The 17439-nt window shown below is 66.3% G+C and carries 17 protein-coding genes; 4 read left to right on the forward strand and 13 right to left on the reverse strand.

From position 1 onward, the window contains the following. The first annotated feature begins 96 nt into the window (after positions 1 to 96). Positions 97 to 1359: a lytic murein transglycosylase gene (locus L6D89_RS17005; RefSeq protein WP_236200584.1), complete on the forward strand. Its 1263-nt coding sequence runs from the start codon at positions 97 to 99 to the stop codon at positions 1357 to 1359. 48 nt (positions 1360 to 1407) lie between these two features. Here the strand turns inward: L6D89_RS17005 and lipA are convergent, their stop codons facing one another. The 12 genes from lipA to L6D89_RS17065 all read right to left on the reverse strand — a co-directional run bounded on the left by lipA (position 1408) and on the right by L6D89_RS17065 (position 12680). Continuing rightward, the gene (gene lipA, locus L6D89_RS17010; RefSeq protein ID WP_236200585.1) at positions 1408 to 2403 is read right to left on the reverse strand and encodes a lipoyl synthase; all 996 of its coding nucleotides are present in this window, start codon (positions 2401 to 2403) and stop codon (positions 1408 to 1410) included. A gap of 5 nt (positions 2404 to 2408) precedes the next feature. After that, entirely contained in the window at positions 2409 to 3053 is a 645-nt protein-coding gene (gene lipB / locus L6D89_RS17015; RefSeq protein ID WP_236172432.1) for a lipoyl(octanoyl) transferase LipB, read from the reverse strand. Further along, the gene (locus L6D89_RS17020) at positions 3053 to 3364 is read right to left on the reverse strand and encodes a DUF493 domain-containing protein (RefSeq protein ID WP_236172431.1); all 312 of its coding nucleotides are present in this window, start codon (positions 3362 to 3364) and stop codon (positions 3053 to 3055) included. Before L6D89_RS17020 ends, lipB begins: the two co-directional genes overlap by 1 nt. A 190-nt stretch (positions 3365 to 3554) precedes the next feature. After that, positions 3555 to 4712, reverse strand: a complete 1158-nt coding sequence (locus L6D89_RS17025; RefSeq protein ID WP_236172430.1) for a D-alanyl-D-alanine carboxypeptidase family protein — start codon at positions 4710 to 4712, stop codon at positions 3555 to 3557. A 95-nt stretch (positions 4713 to 4807) separates the two neighbouring features. Further along, entirely contained in the window at positions 4808 to 5833 is a 1026-nt protein-coding gene (locus L6D89_RS17030) for a septal ring lytic transglycosylase RlpA family protein (RefSeq protein ID WP_236172429.1), read from the reverse strand. Next, positions 5830 to 6852, reverse strand: a complete 1023-nt coding sequence (gene mltB, locus L6D89_RS17035) for a lytic murein transglycosylase B (protein ID WP_236200586.1) — start codon at positions 6850 to 6852, stop codon at positions 5830 to 5832. The genes L6D89_RS17030 and mltB overlap by 4 nt, the downstream gene beginning before the upstream one ends. A gap of 8 nt (positions 6853 to 6860) precedes the next feature. Further along, positions 6861 to 7964: a rod shape-determining protein RodA gene (gene rodA / locus L6D89_RS17040; protein ID WP_236200641.1), complete on the reverse strand. Its 1104-nt coding sequence runs from the start codon at positions 7962 to 7964 to the stop codon at positions 6861 to 6863. A gap of 44 nt (positions 7965 to 8008) precedes the next feature. Beyond that, on the reverse strand, positions 8009 to 9898 hold the full coding sequence (gene mrdA, locus L6D89_RS17045) for a penicillin-binding protein 2 (RefSeq protein ID WP_236172427.1): 1890 nt from the start codon (positions 9896 to 9898) through the stop codon (positions 8009 to 8011). A gap of 15 nt (positions 9899 to 9913) precedes the next feature. Beyond that, positions 9914 to 10381 (reverse strand): 23S rRNA (pseudouridine(1915)-N(3))-methyltransferase RlmH, encoded by a 468-nt coding sequence (rlmH, locus tag L6D89_RS17050; RefSeq protein WP_236200587.1) that lies wholly within the window; start codon positions 10379 to 10381, stop codon positions 9914 to 9916. Between the two features lie 4 nt (positions 10382 to 10385). Then, positions 10386 to 10739 carry a ribosome silencing factor gene (gene rsfS, locus L6D89_RS17055; RefSeq protein WP_236172426.1) on the reverse strand — a complete coding sequence of 118 codons (354 nt, stop codon included), beginning with the start codon at positions 10737 to 10739 and terminating at the stop codon, positions 10386 to 10388. A gap of 19 nt (positions 10740 to 10758) precedes the next feature. Further along, complete coding sequence (gene nadD / locus L6D89_RS17060) at positions 10759 to 11415, reverse strand: nicotinate-nucleotide adenylyltransferase (protein ID WP_236172425.1); 657 nt, start codon at positions 11413 to 11415, stop codon at positions 10759 to 10761. Beyond that, a complete protein-coding gene (locus tag L6D89_RS17065) occupies positions 11415 to 12680 on the reverse strand; it encodes a glutamate-5-semialdehyde dehydrogenase (protein ID WP_236200588.1) in 1266 nt (421 codons plus the stop codon). The genes nadD and L6D89_RS17065 overlap by 1 nt, the downstream gene beginning before the upstream one ends. Before the next feature lie 310 nt (positions 12681 to 12990). Between L6D89_RS17065 and L6D89_RS17070 the strand changes: the two genes are divergently transcribed. Then, a complete protein-coding gene (locus L6D89_RS17070; RefSeq protein ID WP_236200589.1) occupies positions 12991 to 14217 on the forward strand; it encodes an alpha/beta fold hydrolase in 1227 nt (408 codons plus the stop codon). Positions 14218 to 14488: 271 nt separating this feature from the next. Here the strand turns inward: L6D89_RS17070 and L6D89_RS17075 are convergent, their stop codons facing one another. After that, positions 14489 to 15343 carry a class I SAM-dependent methyltransferase gene (locus L6D89_RS17075; protein ID WP_236200590.1) on the reverse strand — a complete coding sequence of 285 codons (855 nt, stop codon included), beginning with the start codon at positions 15341 to 15343 and terminating at the stop codon, positions 14489 to 14491. Between the two features lie 63 nt (positions 15344 to 15406). Between L6D89_RS17075 and L6D89_RS17080 the strand changes: the two genes are divergently transcribed. Together L6D89_RS17080 and L6D89_RS17085 are read left to right on the forward strand one after the other, a co-directional pair. Further along, the gene (locus L6D89_RS17080; RefSeq protein ID WP_236200591.1) at positions 15407 to 16126 is read left to right on the forward strand and encodes a DNA-3-methyladenine glycosylase; all 720 of its coding nucleotides are present in this window, start codon (positions 15407 to 15409) and stop codon (positions 16124 to 16126) included. Beyond that, positions 16123 to 17439: a bifunctional DedA family/phosphatase PAP2 family protein gene (locus L6D89_RS17085; RefSeq protein WP_236200592.1), complete on the forward strand. Its 1317-nt coding sequence runs from the start codon at positions 16123 to 16125 to the stop codon at positions 17437 to 17439. The genes L6D89_RS17080 and L6D89_RS17085 overlap by 4 nt, the downstream gene beginning before the upstream one ends.

Genomic DNA, 17439 nt, shown 5'->3' on the forward strand with positions numbered 1-17439 from the left:
CATCGAACCCTGCGTACCCTGCATTTCTGCTCAACGCAGACGCGTCACAGAGGCCATGCTAAGGTGGCCCCTCCCTGCCAGTTCCCGAGGAGAGCAATGCGCAAGCCTGTTTCATCTGTTGTCGGCCAACGCTGCCTGCTCGTCGCCGTCCTGTCCCTGGCCAGCTTCGGTCTGCTGACCTCCTGCACCGAGCCTCCTGCCAAGGGTGCCACCAGCGAGCATGCGCAACCCACGCAGAGCTTCGCCCAGTGGCGCGACGGCTTCCGCGCGCAAGCGCTCGCCGCAGGTATCAGCGCGGCAACCTTCGACACTGCGTTCGCAGGCATCGAGCCTGATGACTCGGTGGTCACCGCCGATCGCAGCCAGCCCGAGTTCACCCGCCCGGTCTGGCAGTATCTGGAAAGCGCCGTGTCGCCTGCGCGCGTGCGCAACGGCCAGGATCGCACCCTGGAGAACGCCGAAGCACTGCAACGCATCGAGAGCAGTTACGGCGTCGAGCGTGAAGCCGTGGTCGCGATCTGGGGCATGGAGAGCAACTTCGGCCAGCAGATGGGGAGCAAGAACGTCATCCGTTCCCTCGCAACCCTGGCCTACGAAGGCCGCCGCCCGGACTTCGGCCGCGACCAGTTGATCGCTGCGCTGCAGATCATCCAGCACGGCGACGTCCCGGCCAGCAACATGGTCGGCTCCTGGGCCGGCGCCATGGGCCAGACGCAGTTCATCCCCACCACCTACAACCGCTTTGCCGTGGACTTCGACGGCGACGGCCGGCGCGACATCTGGGGCTCTTCCTCCGACGCCCTGGCCTCCACGGCCAATTACCTGAAGAGCTCAGGCTGGCAGCGCGGCCAGAGCTGGGGGTTCGAAGTACGCCTGCCGCAAGGCTTCGACTACGCCCAGGCGGACATGGACATCCGCAAGCCGATGAGCGAGTGGTTGCGCCAGGGCATCAAGGTGGCCAGCGGCAACCTGCCGAGCGATCCGCAAGCCAGCGTGTCGCTGCTGCTGCCCGCCGGCTATCGCGGCCCGGCATTCCTGGTAACGGAGAACTTCCGCGCCATTCTCAAGTACAACAACTCGACGTCCTATGCCCTCGCCGTCGGCCTGCTCGCAGACAGCTTCAAGGGCGGCGGCCGGCTGGCGGGCAGCTGGCCGCTGGAAGACACACCACTGAGCCGCTCCGAACGCATCGAGTTGCAGCAACTGCTGGCACAGCAGGGTTATCAACCGGGCACCGCGGACGGGATCATCGGCGCCAACACGCGCAAGGCGATCCGGGCCTTCCAGCAGTCGGTCGGCTCGCCGGCGGACGGCTATCCGACCCCGGCGCTACTGGGACAGCTGCGGCAGAAGAGCTGAAGGAAAAAAGGCGCCCAAGGGCGCCTTTTTCATTCCGCGACCGGCTACTCAGCCGATCTTGGTGCCGTGCGCCTGCTGGTCGGCGTGGTACGAGGAACGTACCAGCGGGCCGGAAGCGACGTTCTTGAAGCCCATCTTCTCGCCTTCCTCGGCGAACCAGGCAAAGGTGTCCGGGTGGACGAAGCGCTGCACCGGCAGGTGGTTGCGCGAGGGTTGCAGGTACTGGCCGAGGGTCAGCATGTCGATGTCGTGCTCACGCATGCGGTGCATGACTTCGATGACTTCCTCGTCGGTCTCACCCAGGCCGAGCATCAGGCCGGACTTGGTCGGTACGTGCGGCACCATCTGCTTGAACTTCTGCAGCAAGTCGAGCGACCACTCGAAGTCGGAGCCCGGACGGGACGACTTGTACAGGCGCGGGACGGTTTCCAGGTTGTGGTTGAACACGTCCGGCGGCTCGTTGGCGGTGATTTCCAGGGCGATGTCCATGCGGCCGCGATAGTCCGGCACCAGGGTTTCCAGCTGGACGCCAGGGGACAGCTTGCGGATCTCGCGCAGGCAGTCGGCGAAGTGCTGGGCGCCGCCGTCACGCAGGTCGTCGCGGTCCACCGAGGTGATCACCACGTACTTCAGGCGCAGGTCGGCGATGGCGATGGCGAGGTTGGTCGGCTCGTCGACATCCAGCGGCTTAGGACGGCCATGGCCGACGTCGCAGAACGGGCAGCGACGGGTGCAGATGTCGCCCATGATCATGAACGTCGCGGTGCCACCGGAGAAGCACTCGCCCAGGTTCGGGCAGGAGGCTTCCTCGCAGACACTGTGCAGCTTGTGCTTGCGCAGCAGTTGCTTGATGCGGTCGACCTCGGGGGAAACGGGGATGCGCACGCGAATCCAGTCGGGCTTCTTCGGCAGTTCGCCGGTGGGGATGATCTTCACCGGAATGCGCGCGACCTTTTCTGCGCCGCGCAGCTTGACGCCAACTTCCACCTTGCCGGGCTTGGCGGCCGGGGCGGCCTGACCGGAGTTCTCCACAACAGTGCTCATCTAGGTTAGATCCCGCCCGTTAGGGTCTTCTGTGCCGCGTAGCCAAGGCGTTCGACGAGTTCGCCACGCAGGCGCTCGCGCACATCGGCCAATGCGATGGGGCCAGCCAGCTGACTGAGCTGGGTCATGGCCATGCCTGCGTAACCGCAGGGATTGATGCGTCGAAAGGGTTCCAGGTCCATGTCCACGTTCAAGGCCAGACCATGGAAGGAGCGGCCATTGCGGATGCGCAGGCCGAGGGATGCGATCTTCGCGCCGTCCACATAGACGCCCGGAGCATCGGGTTTGGACACAGCGGTAACACCGTAGCTGTCCAGCAGGCCGATAAGGCTCTGTTCGATGCGCGAGACGAGGTCGCGCACACCGATGCCGGAGCGGCGCACGTCAAGCATCAGGTAGGCGACCAGTTGGCCGGGACCGTGATAGGTCACCTGGCCGCCACGGTCGACCTGGACCACCGGGATGTCCCCGGGAAACAGCACGTGCTCGGCCTTGCCGGCCTGGCCCTGGGTGAACACACGCTCGTGCTCGAGCAACCAGACCTCGTCGGGCGTGCCGGGCTCGCGCTCGGCGGTGAAGCGCTGCATGGCGTGCCAGGTCGGCTCGTAAGGAAGGATTCCCAGCTCACGAAAGCCCAGCGTTTCGCCCATCAGAGCACCATGTGGACGCGGCCGGTGGCGCGCAGGTCTTTATGGATGTTCTGCAGTTGGTCAACGCCGGTAGCGGTGATCAGCACCTGCACGGACAGGAAACGGCCGTTGCGGCTGTCACGGGTGACCAGGGTGGTGATGTCGAGGTCCGGCGCGTGGCGCTGGATGACTTCGATGACCAGATCGGAGAAACCTTCGCCGGCGTCGCCGATGACCTTGATCGGATAGCGTTCGCAGGGGAACTCGATCTTCGGTGCGGGTTGCTCATTCTCGGTATTGAGACGATCGACAGAATCAGGGGTATCAGTCATGGCTCTCGCGGGCGGGTGGCCCGCCTCCGCATGAGCGTCCGGGATCGGGGCGCTCCGGGTGGATCGGACGGCGGCCGCCGGGCCACGGGGGGACCCGGCAGTCGCAGGCGGGCATTTTACCCGAGTTTACGACTGCGCGGGCAGGTCAATCCCAGCCTTGTATACAAAAGTGCAAGGCCGGGACGAGCGGTCAGTTGAACAGACCGTAGAAGAACATGCGCAGGCTGTCCCAGATGCGGCGGAAGAAACCACCCTCTTCCACGGCGTTCAGGGCGACCAGGTCGGAGGTGCGGACCACCTTGTCACCCAGCTTGACCTCGACCTTGCCGATCACCTGGCCCTGCTGGATCGGCGCCACCAGGTTGGGCTCGACGACCATGTTGGCCTGCAGCTGCTTGAGCTGGCCGCGCGGCACGGTCATGGTCAGGTCGTCGGACAGGCCGGCCTTCACTTCGTGGTCGGAGCCTTTCCAGACCATGGCCTTGGTCAGCTCGGCGCCCTTCTTGTAGAAGGTCTGGGTTTCGAAGAAGCGGAAGCCGTAGGTCAGCAGCTTCTGGGTCTCGGCGGCGCGGGCCTGCTCGCTGTTGGTGCCGAACACCACGGCGATCATGCGCTGGCCGTCACGCACTGCGGAAGCCACCAGGCAGTAGCCGGCTTCGTCGGTGTGGCCGGTCTTCAGGCCGTCGACGGTCTTATCGCGCCACAGCAGCAGGTTGCGGTTGGGCTGCTTGATGTTGTTCCAGAAGAACTCTTTCTGCGCGTAGATCGCGTAGTGGGTCGGCTCGCCGTAGATGATCGCGCGGGCCAGGACAGCCATGTCCTTGGCGGACGAGTAGTGATCCGGGTTGGGCAGGCCGGTGGCGTCCATGAAGTGGGAGTTGCTCATGCCCAGCTTCTGCGCGGTGGTGTTCATCATGTCGGCGAAGGCGTCTTCGCTGCCGGCGATGTGCTCGGCCAGGGCGACCGAGGCGTCGTTGCCGGACTGGATGATGATGCCGTGCAGCAGGTCGCTCACCGAGACCTGGGAGCCGACCTTGATGAACATGCGCGAACCGCCGGTACGCCAGGCGTGCTCGCTGACGGTGACCAGGTCGGATTCGGCGATGCGGCCGCCTTCGATTTCCTTGGTGGCGATATAGGCGGTCATCAGCTTGGTCAGGCTGGCGGGCGGCAGACGCTCGTCGCCGGCGTTCTCGACCAGGATGTTGCCGCTGGCGCCGTCCATCAGCACCCAGGCCTTGGCCGCGAGCTGCGGGGCGGCGGGAACGACTTCAGCTGCCCAGCTGGCCACGGGGGCGCTGAACAGCACGAGCAAGGACAGGCGTTTGGCGAAGTTGAAGATGTTCATCCGTCTCTCTGGGGTTTACTAATGGTCAAACAATCCCCCGCGGGGGAACTCGTGAGGCGGCCTCTGCGTGCCGCTATTGCGCGTGCGCTGGAATCTCAGTCCAGGCGCACGAGCTTGGGTTGGCCAAGGTTGGCCACGCGGATGCTGTCCTGCATCCGGCTTGCTTCATCCTGCGTTCCGATCGGCCCCAGGCGCACCCGGTACAAGGTCTGCTGGTTGACCACGACCGAGCTGATAAAGGATTTCGCCCCCGTCAGGCCGCCGACCTTCTCCTTGAGAAGCTCCGCAGCGTCCGGGTTGGCGAAGGCACCCACCTGGAGATACAGGCCATCGACTGGTAATGAAGCGTTTTTTTTTGAGTCGATCTGGACCGGTGCCACGGGCACAGCGTGCTGCGCCGGCGGCGGGGTGTAGGTTTCGATCGGCTGGGCCATGGCAACTGCCTGCGGCTGCGCGGCGGCGGGCTGCGCGGCCATCTTCGGCAGGGCCATGATCATCGGCGGTTGCTTGCCCTGGGCAGCCCACCAGCGGTCGGGGTCGATGCCCTCTACCTTGACGTGGGCGGTGCCGGTCTCGGCATAGCCGAGCTTCTTGGCGGCGGCGAAGGACAGGTCGATCACCCGGTCGGAATAGAACGGCCCGCGGTCGTTGACGCGGACAATGACGCTCTTGCCGTTGTCCAGGTTGGTCACGCGGACATAGCTGGGCAGCGGCAGGGTCTTGTGCGCGGCGGTCATGCCGTACAGGTCGTACTGCTCACCGTTGGCGGTGGCCTGGCCGTGGAACTTGGTGCCGTACCAGGAGGCGGTGCCGACCACGCTGTAGGTATTGGAGTTGCTCAGCGGGTAGTAGGTCTTGCCCAGCACGGTGTAGGGATTGTTCTTGAACGGCCCGTTGTGCGGCATCGGCACGGCATCGGGGATGCGCGAGACATCCACGTCCCACCAGGGCGCGCCGTCGCGGTGCGGACGGCTGTAGTCATAGGGCCCGGAAATGCCGCTGCTGGCCACCGGCTGCTGCTGCGGCGCACGGTTGCCGGTGCAGCTGGCGAGGAATACGGTGCTCAGGCCAACGCAGGCGGCCAGCGACCAGAGGCCGGGACTTGCGATTCGCTTGCTCAATGGACACCTCGCGCCTTGGCGATCTCGCCGGCCAGCTGGTGGACCGCCATGGCGTACATGGCGCTGCGGTTGTAGCGGGTAATGACGTAGAAGTTCGGCAGGCCAACCCAGTACTCGGTGCCCTGCGCGCCTTCCAGGCGCATGGCGGTGACCATCAGGTCGTCGCGGATCACGTCATGGGTGCGCCAGCCCTGAGAGCGTAGCTGACCGAGGTTCATCTGCGGCTCCAGGCCCTGGGTGAGTGCGTCTTCGGCGGTGGAGGTGCCGATTTCCGCCTGCGACACCACCGGTTCGCCGGTATGCCAGCCGTGCTGCTTGAAGTAGTTGGCGACGCTGCCGATGGCATCGGTGGGGTCGCTCCAGATATTGATGTGGCCGTCGCCGTCGAAGTCCACGGCGTAGGCGCGGAAGCTGCTCGGCATGAACTGCGGCAGGCCCATGGCGCCGGCATAGGAGCCGGTCAGGCTGAGCGGGTCGACCTGCTGCTCGCGGGCCAGCAACAGGAACTGCTTGAGCTCCTTGCGGAAGAATTCGGCGCGCGGCGGATAGTCGAAGCCCAGGGTGGACAGCGCGTCCATCACCTTGAAGTTGCCGGTATTGCGGCCGAAGAAGGTCTCCACGCCAATGATCGAGACGATGTACTGGGCCGGCACGCCGTATTCCTGCTCGGCGCGGGCCAAGGCCTCGGCGTTCTGGTTCCAGAAGTCCACGCCGCGGTTGATACGCGCGTCGGTGACGAAGATCGGCCGGTATTCCTTCCAGGTCTTCACCCGTTCGGCGGGGCGCGAGATGGCGTCGAGGATGGACTGCTTGCGCTCGACGTCGTGGAAGACGCCCATGAGCTGTTCGCCGGCGAAGCCGTAGTCACGGGTCATCTCGCTGACGAACTCGGCAACCTGGGGCGAACCATCGTAGTCGCCCGCGTGGGTTGCGCCGGACATGCCGATCGCCCCCGCGATTCCGACCCAATGCACCCCCCTGGCAGCCCAGGCGCGCAGTAATTGCATTCCTTTCTTCACTCTTGTCATCAAACCTGGGCGATCCACTTCCGGTGGGTGTGGATCGACATCAAAACGCCGAACCCTGACATCAGGGTCACCAGCGAAGTTCCGCCGTAACTAATGAAGGGCAGCGGCACCCCCACCACTGGCAACAATCCGCTGACCATACCAATGTTGACGAACACATACACGAAGAAGGTCATGGTGATACTGCCGGCGAGCAACTTGCCGAACAGTGTCTGGGCCTGCGCGGTGATCACCAGCCCCCGGTAGATCACCAGCAGATACAGCACCAGCAGCAGGCATACCCCGACCAGGCCGAACTCTTCGCCGAGCACGGCAATGATAAAGTCCGTATGGCTTTCGGGCAAAAAATCCAGATGGGACTGCGTCCCCAGCAGCCAGCCCTTGCCGAAGACCCCGCCCGAGCCGATGGCCGCCTTGGACTGGATGATGTTCCAGCCGGTGCCCAGCGGATCGCTTTCCGGGTCGAGGAAGGTCAGCACACGCTGCTTCTGGTAGTCGTGCATGACGAAGTACCACATGCCCACCGCGACCGGCACCGCGGCCGAGATCGCGGTGATGATCCAGCGCCAGCGCAGGCCGCCGACGAACAGCACGAAGGAGCCGGAGGCCAGCACCAGCATGGCGGTGCCCAGGTCCGGCTGCTTGAGGATCAGCACGAAGGGCACCACGATCAGCGCCAGGCCGATCACACTGTGCTTGAATCCGGGCGGCAAGGCGCGCTTGGAGAGATACCAGGCGATGGTCATGGGCATCAGCAGCTTCATGAATTCCGCCGGCTGGAAGCGGATCACCCCGGGAATGTTGATCCAGCGGGTCGCGCCCATGGCGTTGTGGCCCATCACGTCCACTACCACCAGCAGGGCCACGCCGATCAGGTAGCCCAGCGGCACCCAGCGGGCAAGGAAGCGCGGCTCGATCTGCGCCAGCACGAACATCGCGCCCAGCCCCAGGCCGAAGGACGAGGCCTGCTTGACCAGCAGGTCCCAGCTCTTGCCGCTGGCGGAATACAGGACGAACAGGCCCACCGAGCCGAGGGTCACCAGCAGCAGGAGCAGCAGGCCGTCGATATGCAGGCGCTGAAGCAGGCTGGAGCGCCGCTTCATGACGTCTTCGCTGGACAGCGTGCGGTCGAAATTTCCGTTCATGGTCATGGTTTGGGCGCCTCCGCCGTGGCCTGCGGTGCGTATTCGGGCTTGAGCTTGCCGGTCTCGTCGAGCAGCCAGGCGTCGGTAACGGCCTTGAGCACGGGGGCGGCGACACCGGAGCCGGACTCGCCGTTCTCCACCATCACCGCCACGGCGATCTGCGGGTTGTCCGCCGGCGCAAAGCCGACGAACAGGGCATGGTCACGGTGGCGCTCGAGCAGCTTGGAGCGGTTGTACTTCTCGCCCTGCTTGATCGCCACGACCTGGGCGGTACCGGACTTGCCGGCGATGCGGTAGACCGACGTGGCACCGACCTTGTGCGCGGTACCGCGGGCACCGTGGACCACCTGCTGCATGCCGTAGTCCACGAGGTTCCAGTTGTTCGGGTCCTTGAGCTTGATGTCCGGCATCGGGTCCTCGTCGACCGGCGGCTTGCCGTCGATGGTCCTGGCCAGGTGCGGACGAATCCACTTGCCCTTGTTGGCCAGCAGCGCGGTCATCTGCGCCAGCTGCAGCGGCGTGGCCTGCATGTAGCCCTGGCCGATGCCGAGAATCAGGGTTTCGCCGGGGAACCAGGCCTGCCGGCGCAGGGCGCGTTTCCACTGGCGCGATGGCATCAGGCCCTCGGCCTCGCCGTACATGTCCAGGGCGACGCGCTGGCCGAAGCCGAATTCGCTCATGTAGTCGTGCAGGCGGTCGATCCCCAGCTTATGGGCGAGGTCATAGAAGTAGGTGTCGTTGGAGCGCATGATCGCGGTCTCCAGGGTCACCCAGCCGTCGCCCATGCGGTTCCAGTTGCGGTACTTGTGGTCGTAGTTCGGCAGCTGGTAGTAGCCGGGGTCGAACACACGGCTGGCCGGGGTAACGACCCCGGCATCGAGGCCGGCGATGGCCACTGCCGGCTTCACCGTCGAGCCCGGCGGGTACAGGCCGCGCAGCACGCGGTTGTACAGCGGGCGGTCTTCGGAGTCGCGCAGGGCCGCGTAATCCTTGAAGCTGATGCCGGTGACGAACAGGTTGGGGTCGTAGGCCGGCTGGCTGACCATGGCCAGCACTTCGCCAGTAGACGGCTGGATCGCCACGATAGCGCCGCGACGACCGGCCAGAGCGGTTTCGGCGGCGGCCTGCAGCTTGCTGTCGATGCTCAGCACGATATCGCGGCCGGAGATCGGCTCGGTACGCTTGAGCACGCGCAGGACGCGGCCACGGGCGTTGGTCTCGACTTCCTCGTAACCCACGGTGCCGTGCAGCGCATCCTCGTAGAACTTCTCCACGCCGGTCTTGCCGATGTGGTGGGTGCCCGAATAGGCCACCGGATCGAGTCTCTTCAGTTCGGCCTCGTTGATCCGCCCGACATAGCCGACCGAGTGGGCGAAGTGCTCACCCAGCGGGTAATGACGGACGAACTGCGCGGCCACGTCGACGCCGTTCAGACGGTACTGGTTCACCGCGATGCGGGCGATCTGCTCCTCGGACAGCTCGAACATGATCGGCACCGGCTCGAACGGCCGGCGCCCCTGCTTCATGCGCTTCTCGAAGATGGCCTTGTCTTCCTCGGTGAGGCCGAGGATGTCCACCAGGGTCTTGAGCGTCTCCTGCAGGTTCTCGGTGCGCTCACGGGTGATGGTCAGGCTGAAGCTGGGGCGGTTGTCGGCGATGATCACCCCGTTGCGGTCGAAGATCAGCCCGCGATTGGGCGGAATCGGCTGCACGTGGACGCGGTTGTTCTCCGACAGCGTCGAGTGGTAGTCGTACTGCGTCACCTGCAGGTGATACATGCGCGCCACCAGCACCAGGGCGAGCAGGAAGATCGCCACCCCGCCGACGATGACGCGGGCGCGGACCAGACGGGCGTCCTTCTCGTGGTCCTTGAGCTGTATCGGCTGCGGCATCGAAAACGGCTACGACTACTTGTGGTAAGGGTGCCCGGACAGGACTGTCCAGGCGCGGTAGATCTGCTCGCCGACCAGGATCCGCACCAGCGGGTGCGGCAGGGTCAGCGGCGACAGCGACCAGCGCTGCTCGCTGCGCGCGCAGACCTCCGGCGCCAGGCCTTCCGGCCCGCCGACCATGAGGTTGACGGTGCGCGCGTCCAGGCGCCAGCGGTCGAGCTCCTGCGCCAGCTGGGGGGTGCTCCAGGGCTTGCCTTCGACTTCCAGGGTGACAATGCGTTCCCCAGGCTGGACCTTGCTCAGCATGGCCTCGCCTTCCTGGCGGATCAGCCGCGCCACGTCGACATTCTTGCCGCGCGTGTTCAGCGGAATCTCCACCAGTTCCAGGGACAGCTCCGAGGGCAGGCGCTTGACGTACTCCGCCCAGCCCTCTTCCACCCAGCGCGGCATGCGCGAGCCGACCGCGATCAGACGCAGACGCACGAGCTTACTCGGCGCTGTGCTGGGCGCGGCTCTGCTCGGCGCCCTGCCACAGGCGCTCCAGGTCGTAGAACTGGCGGGTGGCCGGCTGCATGACATGGACCACGACGTTGGCGAGGTCGATCAGAACCCACTCGCCGCCTTCCTGGCCTTCACTGCCGATCGGGCGCACGCCCTGTTCCTTGACCTTCTCCAGCACGTTGTCGGCCAGCGACTTGACCTGACGGCTGGAGGCACCGGTGGCGATGACCATGACGTCGGTGATGCTGGTCTTCTCGCGCACGTCGATGACGGTGATGTCCTGCGCCTTGAGATCTTCCAGGGCGGCGATGGTCAGTTCGACCAGTTGTTCGGTTTGCATGTATGACTCTCTGACTCGTTCAGTGGGGCGCCTGGTACAGGCCGTGCGCCTCGATATAGTTCAATACCGCATCCGGCACCAGGTAGCGCACCGAGCGCCCCTGCGACAGGAGTTGGCGGATCTGCGTGGCGGATACTGCAAGCGGCGTCTGCCAGACGAAGGTGATCTGCCCAGCGGGGCCGGTCATCGCCTTCGGGTCGGCAACACTGCGCGCCGCCAGCAGGTCGCGCAGGTCTTCCGGCGGCTCGCTGTCGGCATCCGGGCGCTGCAGCACGACGATATGACAGTGCTCCAGCAACTCTTCCCAGCGATGCCAGGTCGGCAGGCCGCAGAATGCGTCCCAGCCGACCAGCAGGAACAACTGGTCCTGCTCATCCAGCTCCCCACGCAACGACTCCAGGGTGTCGATGGTGTAGGAGGGTTTGTCACGCTTGAGCTCGCGGTCATCGACCACCAGCGGGTCTACGCCGGCTACCGCCAGCTCGACCATTGCCAGCCGCTGCTCCGGCTTCACCTGGGGGGTGTCGCGGTGCGGCGGGCGGAAATTGGGGATCAGGCGCAATTCGTCGAACTCGAACTGCTCGGCCATCTCCAGCGCACTGCGCAGATGGCCGATGTGCACCGGATCGAAGGTGCCGCCGAACAGACCGACACGACGGGAACGCGCCTTGTCCATCAGGTCCGCACGTGCCCGTCGCCGAACACCACGTACTTCTCGCTGGTCAGGCCTTCCAGGCCGACCGGGCCGCGGGCGTGCAGCTTGTCGGTGGAAATGCCGATCTCCGCCCCCAGGCCGTACTCGAAGCCATCGGCGAAGCGGGTCGAAGCGTTGACCATGACCGAGGCCGAGTCCACTTCGGTGAGGAAGCGCCGGGCATCGGTGAAGTTCTCGGTGATGATCGCGTCGGTGTGCTGCGAGCCATAGGTGTTGATGTGCTCGATGGCCTGATCCAGGCCGTCGACAATGCGGATCGACAGGATCGGCGCATTGTATTCGGTACGCCAGTCTTCCTCGGTGGCTTCCAGCACATCGGCGCCCAGCAGCGCGCGGGTGGCAGCGTCGCCGCGCAGCTCCACGCCCTTGTCGCGGTAGATGGCAGCCAGCGGCGGCAGCACGCGGTCGGCGATGCCGGCGTGCACCAGCAGCGTTTCCATGGTGTTGCACGGCGCATAGCGCTGGGTCTTGGCGTTGTCGGCGACGCGGATCGCCTTGTCGATATCGGCGGCAACATCGATGTAGACGTGGCAGATGCCGTCCAGGTGCTTGATCACCGGGACCTTGGCGTCACGGCTGATGCGCTCGATCAGGCCCTTGCCGCCACGCGGAACGATGACGTCCACGTACTCGGGCATGCTGATCAGCGCGCCGACGGCGGCGCGGTCGGTGGTTTCCACCACCTGCACGACGCTGGCCGGCAGGCCGGCCTTGGCCAGGCCCGTCTGGATGCACGCGGCAATCGCCTGGTTGGAATGGATCGCCTCGGAGCCGCCACGCAGGATGGTGGCGTTGCCGGATTTCAGGCACAGGCTGGCGGCATCGATGGTCACGTTCGGCCGCGATTCGTAGATGATCCCCACCACGCCCAGCGGCACGCGCATCTTGCCCAGCTGGATGCCGGACGGCACGTAACGCATGTCGCGGATCTCGCCGATCGGGTCCGGCAGCGTGGCGACCTGGCGCAGGCCCTCGATCATGTCGTCGATGCGCGCCGGGGTCAGGGCCAGGCGGTCGAGCATGGCTGGCTCCAGGCCATTGGCACGGCCATTGGCCAGATCCTTCTCGTTGGCTTCGGTCAACTGGGCGCGCGCGGCGTCCAGGGCATCGGCTGCGGCCAGCAGGGCCTGGTTCTTCTGCGCGGTCGTGGCGCGCGCGACAACGCGCGACGCTTCACGGGCGGCGCGGCCCAGGCGGCTCATATAGTCGAGAACGGACTCGGTCATGATCTAACGCGTCTGCGTGAGGGAAATGCGCAAGTATAGCGGGAGCGCCCCCTCAGCGGCCAGCCGCAGCAGCCGGCCGGTCAGCGGTGCGCTTCGCGTAACGCCAACCACCTCCCACGCCACGCCCCATCGGTGAAACGGTGACATCCCCCGGCTCTCCAGGCCCCTCCGCCGCCCGAAGGTTGGGTAACCAAATTCGTATCGGCTGGTTACTTTGCAAGCATGGCTCATTGCCCCCGTTGCGATCGCATTGCCAGGGAGGCGCGCCAGGGAAGAACAACAAGAGGCGGTCCACCGCCGGAGAACTGCCATGCGCTATCGCACCGATTACAGCGCCCAGGCCCTGACCGCCGCCCCGGCGGTGCTGGAACTGGACGGTTGGCAACTGCACTACCAGGCCTTTTCCTCCAGGGAAGATGACACCCGTCCACCGGTCCTGCTGCTGGGCGGCGCGTTTCAGAGCTTCCGCTCCTTCGCCAGCGAGGTCTCGGAGCTGCTCGCCGGGCACCCGGTGATCCTGCTCGACCTGCCCAGCCAGGGCGGCAACCTGCAACTGGCGCCCGAGTTGAGCCTGGAAGACCTGGCCGATCTCATCGCCGCTTTCGCCGAAACCCTGAACTTGCCGCCGCTGATGCCCATCGGCCTGTCCTACGGCTCGGCATTGGCCGCCCTGTTCGCCGCCCGCCACCCGGCGCGCTGCGGCCGCCTGCTGCTGGCCGGCATCACCGCCTTCGGCCGCCCCGGCGCCCGCGCGCTGCTGGTGGAAGCCCTGGCACGCCTGGAACTGGGCGAGCAGACGCCGTTTGCCCACGGCGTCCTGACCGGCCTGATCAACCCGCTGCGGCTGGCCGATACCGGTGTGTCGCCGGTATTCCGCAAAGCCCTGCTGCGCCAGCTGCAACGCCTGACCCCAGGGGAAATCGAGCGTTACCGGCAGAACAGCCAGCGCCTGCTCGCCTTCGGCGGCTTCGACTGCCACCCGCAATGCCCGACCCTGGTGCTGGCCGGCGAGTACGACCATTTCACCCAACCCTGGGAGCACGCCGAATTCGCCCACGCCTGTGCCAACGCCGAGTTCGCGCTGATCCACAACGCCGATCACCTGGCCCAGTTCGAGCGCCGCGACGCCTGTGCGCGGCTGTACAACCCCTTCCTGCGCGGCGAAGCGCTACCGCGCAGCGCTGCCGGCAGCACGCGCTTCCAGCGCCAGCAATTGCTGCACCTGGAACGCCGCTTCGAACCGCGCCTGGCACCAGCCGATACCCGCGCCGTGCTGAGCAACAGCGAGGGCGGCGAGTGGCGCTGCGAGCTGGCGGAGCTGGGTTATTTCGGTGGGCTGATCCGCGTCGAGCTGCCGGCGGATCGCCCTGCGCGCGGCTGGAAGCTGGCTGCCGCCGGTCTGCCTGAGCTGGATATCCTGCCGCTGCGCTACAGCGGCGACGGCCTGGCGTTCATCTTTGCCCACGGCGATCCACAGGCCAGCGCCGCGCTGGCGGCAATGGTGGTGCCGCTGCAGCAGGGGGCGTGTGCGGCCTGAACCTGAAAAGAAACCCTCATGAGCCAAGCCCGGCCCATGCCCTCACCCTCTCCCAGAGGGAGAGGGGACTGTTCGGCATGAGGCGAAACCACAGCCGGCACAATCGGTCCCCCTCTCCCTCCGGGAGAGGGCTGGGGTGAGGGGGATACCCCGACACAGACCTCAGGCATTGGCACTGTTCGCGAGCAAGCTCGCTCCTACAACTGCCCCGATGCACCGCCGAGGCTCTTTTGTAGGAGCGAGCTTGCTCGCGAACCGCCCAACGTCGAACCTAAACCCGCGCCTCGACCACCCGCACCAGGCTCGGCATCCGCCCTTTCGGCAAGCCCAGCCCCACGCCATCCACCTGTGGATCGAGCACGCCCACCCGACCAAACCCGCAACCGATGAAGGCCTGCTCGATCTCCGCCGCGCTGCGGTAATGCAGCGGATAGCCGCCGCGCGTCAGCTTGCCGATCAGCCCGACACCCCAGCGGATCTGCCGGTAGCGCGGGTGTTCGCGCAGGTCGGGGTAGAGTTCGGTCAGGTAGGTCGCTTCCGGGAACAGCCGCAGGGCCGCGGCCAGCCGGCGCCAGAAGTCCTCGATCACCGGCCGCTGGAAGTAATTCACCAGCCCTTCGGTGATCACCGTGACGGGGCGATCCGGGTCCAGCTCACCGAGCAGCGCCGCCAGGCTCTGCTCGCCCTGTTCGGCGAGGATATCCACAGCCCGCACGCGGTGCTTGCCATCCAGCCAGCCCTGTTCCTGCAGCAGTGCGGACTTGCGCGCGGCCATGGGCGGCAGGTCGGCTTCCAGGTAGGTCAGTTGCGGATAGCGCTCGCGGAAGCGCCGCCCGCGTGGCGAGAGCCCGCAGGCGATCTCGACCACCTGGGTAACGCCACGCAACTCGATGGCCTGGGTCAGCCGGGCATCGATCAGCAAATGACGTTGTAACAGGAAGTCTTCGATATTCAGGCCGAAACCGATCCGCGCGCCCCAGTTGATCGGCGCCACGCAGCCGTGCACCCAGCGCCCGAAGGCCGTGGCGAAGGCCGGATCGGCCAACTGGTGGCGATACCAGACGTAGCCGGTGTAGTGCGCGCTGGGGGTGATGTGGGCGCTGTCGGCCCGGATTCGTTCAGCCATGCTTAAGAATCTTGTTGTTATGATTCCCCAGCCTAAGACCGGCCCGAGAACCGCGACAATCCAATGCCCGCCGAACCCAACCTAAGTTTGCCCTGGCCCGGGGCCAATCCCCTGCCGGACGCCTTCTTCGACCGCGACGCGCTGACCGTCGCCCGCGAGCTGCTGGGCAAGGTGATCCGCCACCGCGTCGGCGACCTGTGGCTCTCCGCACGGATCATCGAGACCGAGGCCTATTACCTGGCCGAAAAGGGCAGCCACGCCTCGCTCGGCTACACCGAGAAGCGCAAGGCGCTGTTCCTCGATGGCGGCCATATCTACATGTATTACGCGCGCGGCGGCGACTCGCTGAACTTCAGCGCGGGCGGCGCGGGCAATGCCGTGCTGATCAAGTCCGGGCACCCCTGGATGGACCGCATCTCCGGTGACGACGCCCTGGCCTGCATGCGCCAGCTGAACCCGGCCGCCGACGGCAGCGAACGCGCGCTGGGCAAGCTGTGTTCGGGCCAGACCCTGCTGTGCCGCTCCCTGGGCCTGAAGGTGCCGGACTGGGACGCCCGGCGTTTCGACCCACAGCGCCTGTTCGTCGATGACCTCGCCGAGCAGCCCTCGCTGGTCATCCAGGCCGCACGCCTGGGCATTCCCCACGGCCGCGACGAACACCTGCAATACCGCTTCGTCGATGCCGCCTTCGCGCCCTTCTGCACGCGCAACCCATTGCGCCGCGGCCAGGTCGAAGGCCATGACTACCACCTGCTCGGAACCCAGGACGCCACCTTCCGATGATCGATCTCGCCGCCTTCAACGCCTGGATGGCCACCCATCCGCAATGGCTCGCCCTGGTCCTGTTCCTGGTCGCGTTCCTCGAGTGCGCTGCCGTCATCGGCATTATCCTGCCCGGTGTGGTGATGCTCTTCGCCATCGCCGTGCTGGCCGGCAGCGGCGCCCTGGGGCTGGGCGAAACCCTGGCGCTGGCGTTCTTCGGCGGCCTGCTGGGCGACCTGTCGTCCTACTGGATCGGCCGTCACTTCCACCAGGACATCCGCCGCCTGCCGGTGCTGCGCCACCACCCGGAATGGATGGCCGCCGCCGAAGGCTTCTTCCACCGCTATGGCGTCGCCAGCCTGCTGGTGGGCCGCTTCATCGGCGCGCTGCGGCCTTTCCTGCCGATGATCGCCGGCATGCTCGACATGCCTTTCGGACGCTTCCTGGCGGTGTCGATCGTGGCCGCCGCCGGCTGGTCGATCGCCTACCTGGTGCCCGGCTGGGCCACCGGCGCGGCCATGCGCCTGCCGCTGCCCGAAGGCTTCTGGCCGGAGGCCGGGGTGGTGGCCGGGTGCATCGCCGTGGTGTTTGCGCTGGTCATCCATGCCGAGCTGCGCAAGGAGCGCAATGCCGCGCTGATCGGCGCCGTGGGTTGCTTCATTCTGTTGTTCGCCATGCTGATCGGCTGGCCGCACCTCGACGCCCTGGACAAGGGTCTGATGGCACTGGTGCAGGAACACCGCCACGCCTGGCTGGACCACGTGATGGTGGCCGTCACCCGCGTCGGCGACTTCCGTACCCAGTTCATTGCCGGCGCGCTGCTGGCGGTGCTGCTGGCCGCGCTACGACTGTGGCGCCACGCCTTCTTCGCCGCCGGCACCATGGTCGGCACGGCGCTGCTCAATACCACCCTCAAGCACTTCTTCGGCCGCGCCCGGCCGGAGGTGATCGCCGACCCGCTGTCCGCCTTCAGCATGCCCAGCGGGCACAGCTCGGCATCCTTCGCGTTCTTCCTGGTGCTCGGTGTGCTCGCCAGCCGGGAGAAATCGCCACGCGTGCGCCTGACCTGGATGCTGCTGGCAGTGATCCCCGCCGCCAGCATCGCGCTGTCGCGCGTGTACCTGGGCGCCCACTGGCCCAGCGACATCATCGCCGGCGCCCTGCTCGGCGCCTCGGTGTGCGCCGCCAGCCTGTGGATAAGCCAACGCCGCGTCGAATTGCCGGCCCTGGCGCCGCGCATCTGGTGGAGCCTGTTGCCGACCGCCATGGTGCTGCTGGCGGTGGCCAGCGCCTGGGGCCTGTCGGCAGCGATTCACCGCTACACGCCGCTCTGA

This window comes from Pseudomonas pseudonitroreducens, from assembly GCF_021603645.1.
Lineage (GTDB): Bacteria > Pseudomonadota > Gammaproteobacteria > Pseudomonadales > Pseudomonadaceae > Pseudomonas > Pseudomonas pseudonitroreducens.

Coding starts and splice junctions, on each gene's coding strand:
- L6D89_RS17005 (WP_236200584.1), top strand. CDS start 97: ATGCGCAAGCCTGTTTCATCTGTTGTCGGCCAACGCTGCCTGCTCGTC.
- lipA (WP_236200585.1), bottom strand. CDS start 2,403: ATGAGCACTGTTGTGGAGAACTCCGGTCAGGCCGCCCCGGCCGCCAAG.
- lipB (WP_236172432.1), bottom strand. CDS start 3,053: ATGGGCGAAACGCTGGGCTTTCGTGAGCTGGGAATCCTTCCTTACGAG.
- L6D89_RS17020 (WP_236172431.1), bottom strand. CDS start 3,364: ATGACTGATACCCCTGATTCTGTCGATCGTCTCAATACCGAGAATGAG.
- L6D89_RS17025 (WP_236172430.1), bottom strand. CDS start 4,712: ATGAACATCTTCAACTTCGCCAAACGCCTGTCCTTGCTCGTGCTGTTC.
- rodA (WP_236200641.1), bottom strand. CDS start 7,964: ATGAAGCGGCGCTCCAGCCTGCTTCAGCGCCTGCATATCGACGGCCTG.
- mrdA (WP_236172427.1), bottom strand. CDS start 9,898: ATGCCGCAGCCGATACAGCTCAAGGACCACGAGAAGGACGCCCGTCTG.
- rsfS (WP_236172426.1), bottom strand. CDS start 10,739: ATGCAAACCGAACAACTGGTCGAACTGACCATCGCCGCCCTGGAAGAT.
- nadD (WP_236172425.1), bottom strand. CDS start 11,415: ATGGACAAGGCGCGTTCCCGTCGTGTCGGTCTGTTCGGCGGCACCTTC.
- L6D89_RS17065 (WP_236200588.1), bottom strand. CDS start 12,680: ATGACCGAGTCCGTTCTCGACTATATGAGCCGCCTGGGCCGCGCCGCC.
- L6D89_RS17070 (WP_236200589.1), top strand. CDS start 12,991: ATGCGCTATCGCACCGATTACAGCGCCCAGGCCCTGACCGCCGCCCCG.
- L6D89_RS17075 (WP_236200590.1), bottom strand. CDS start 15,343: ATGGCTGAACGAATCCGGGCCGACAGCGCCCACATCACCCCCAGCGCG.
- L6D89_RS17080 (WP_236200591.1), top strand. CDS start 15,407: ATGCCCGCCGAACCCAACCTAAGTTTGCCCTGGCCCGGGGCCAATCCC.
- L6D89_RS17085 (WP_236200592.1), top strand. CDS start 16,123: ATGATCGATCTCGCCGCCTTCAACGCCTGGATGGCCACCCATCCGCAA.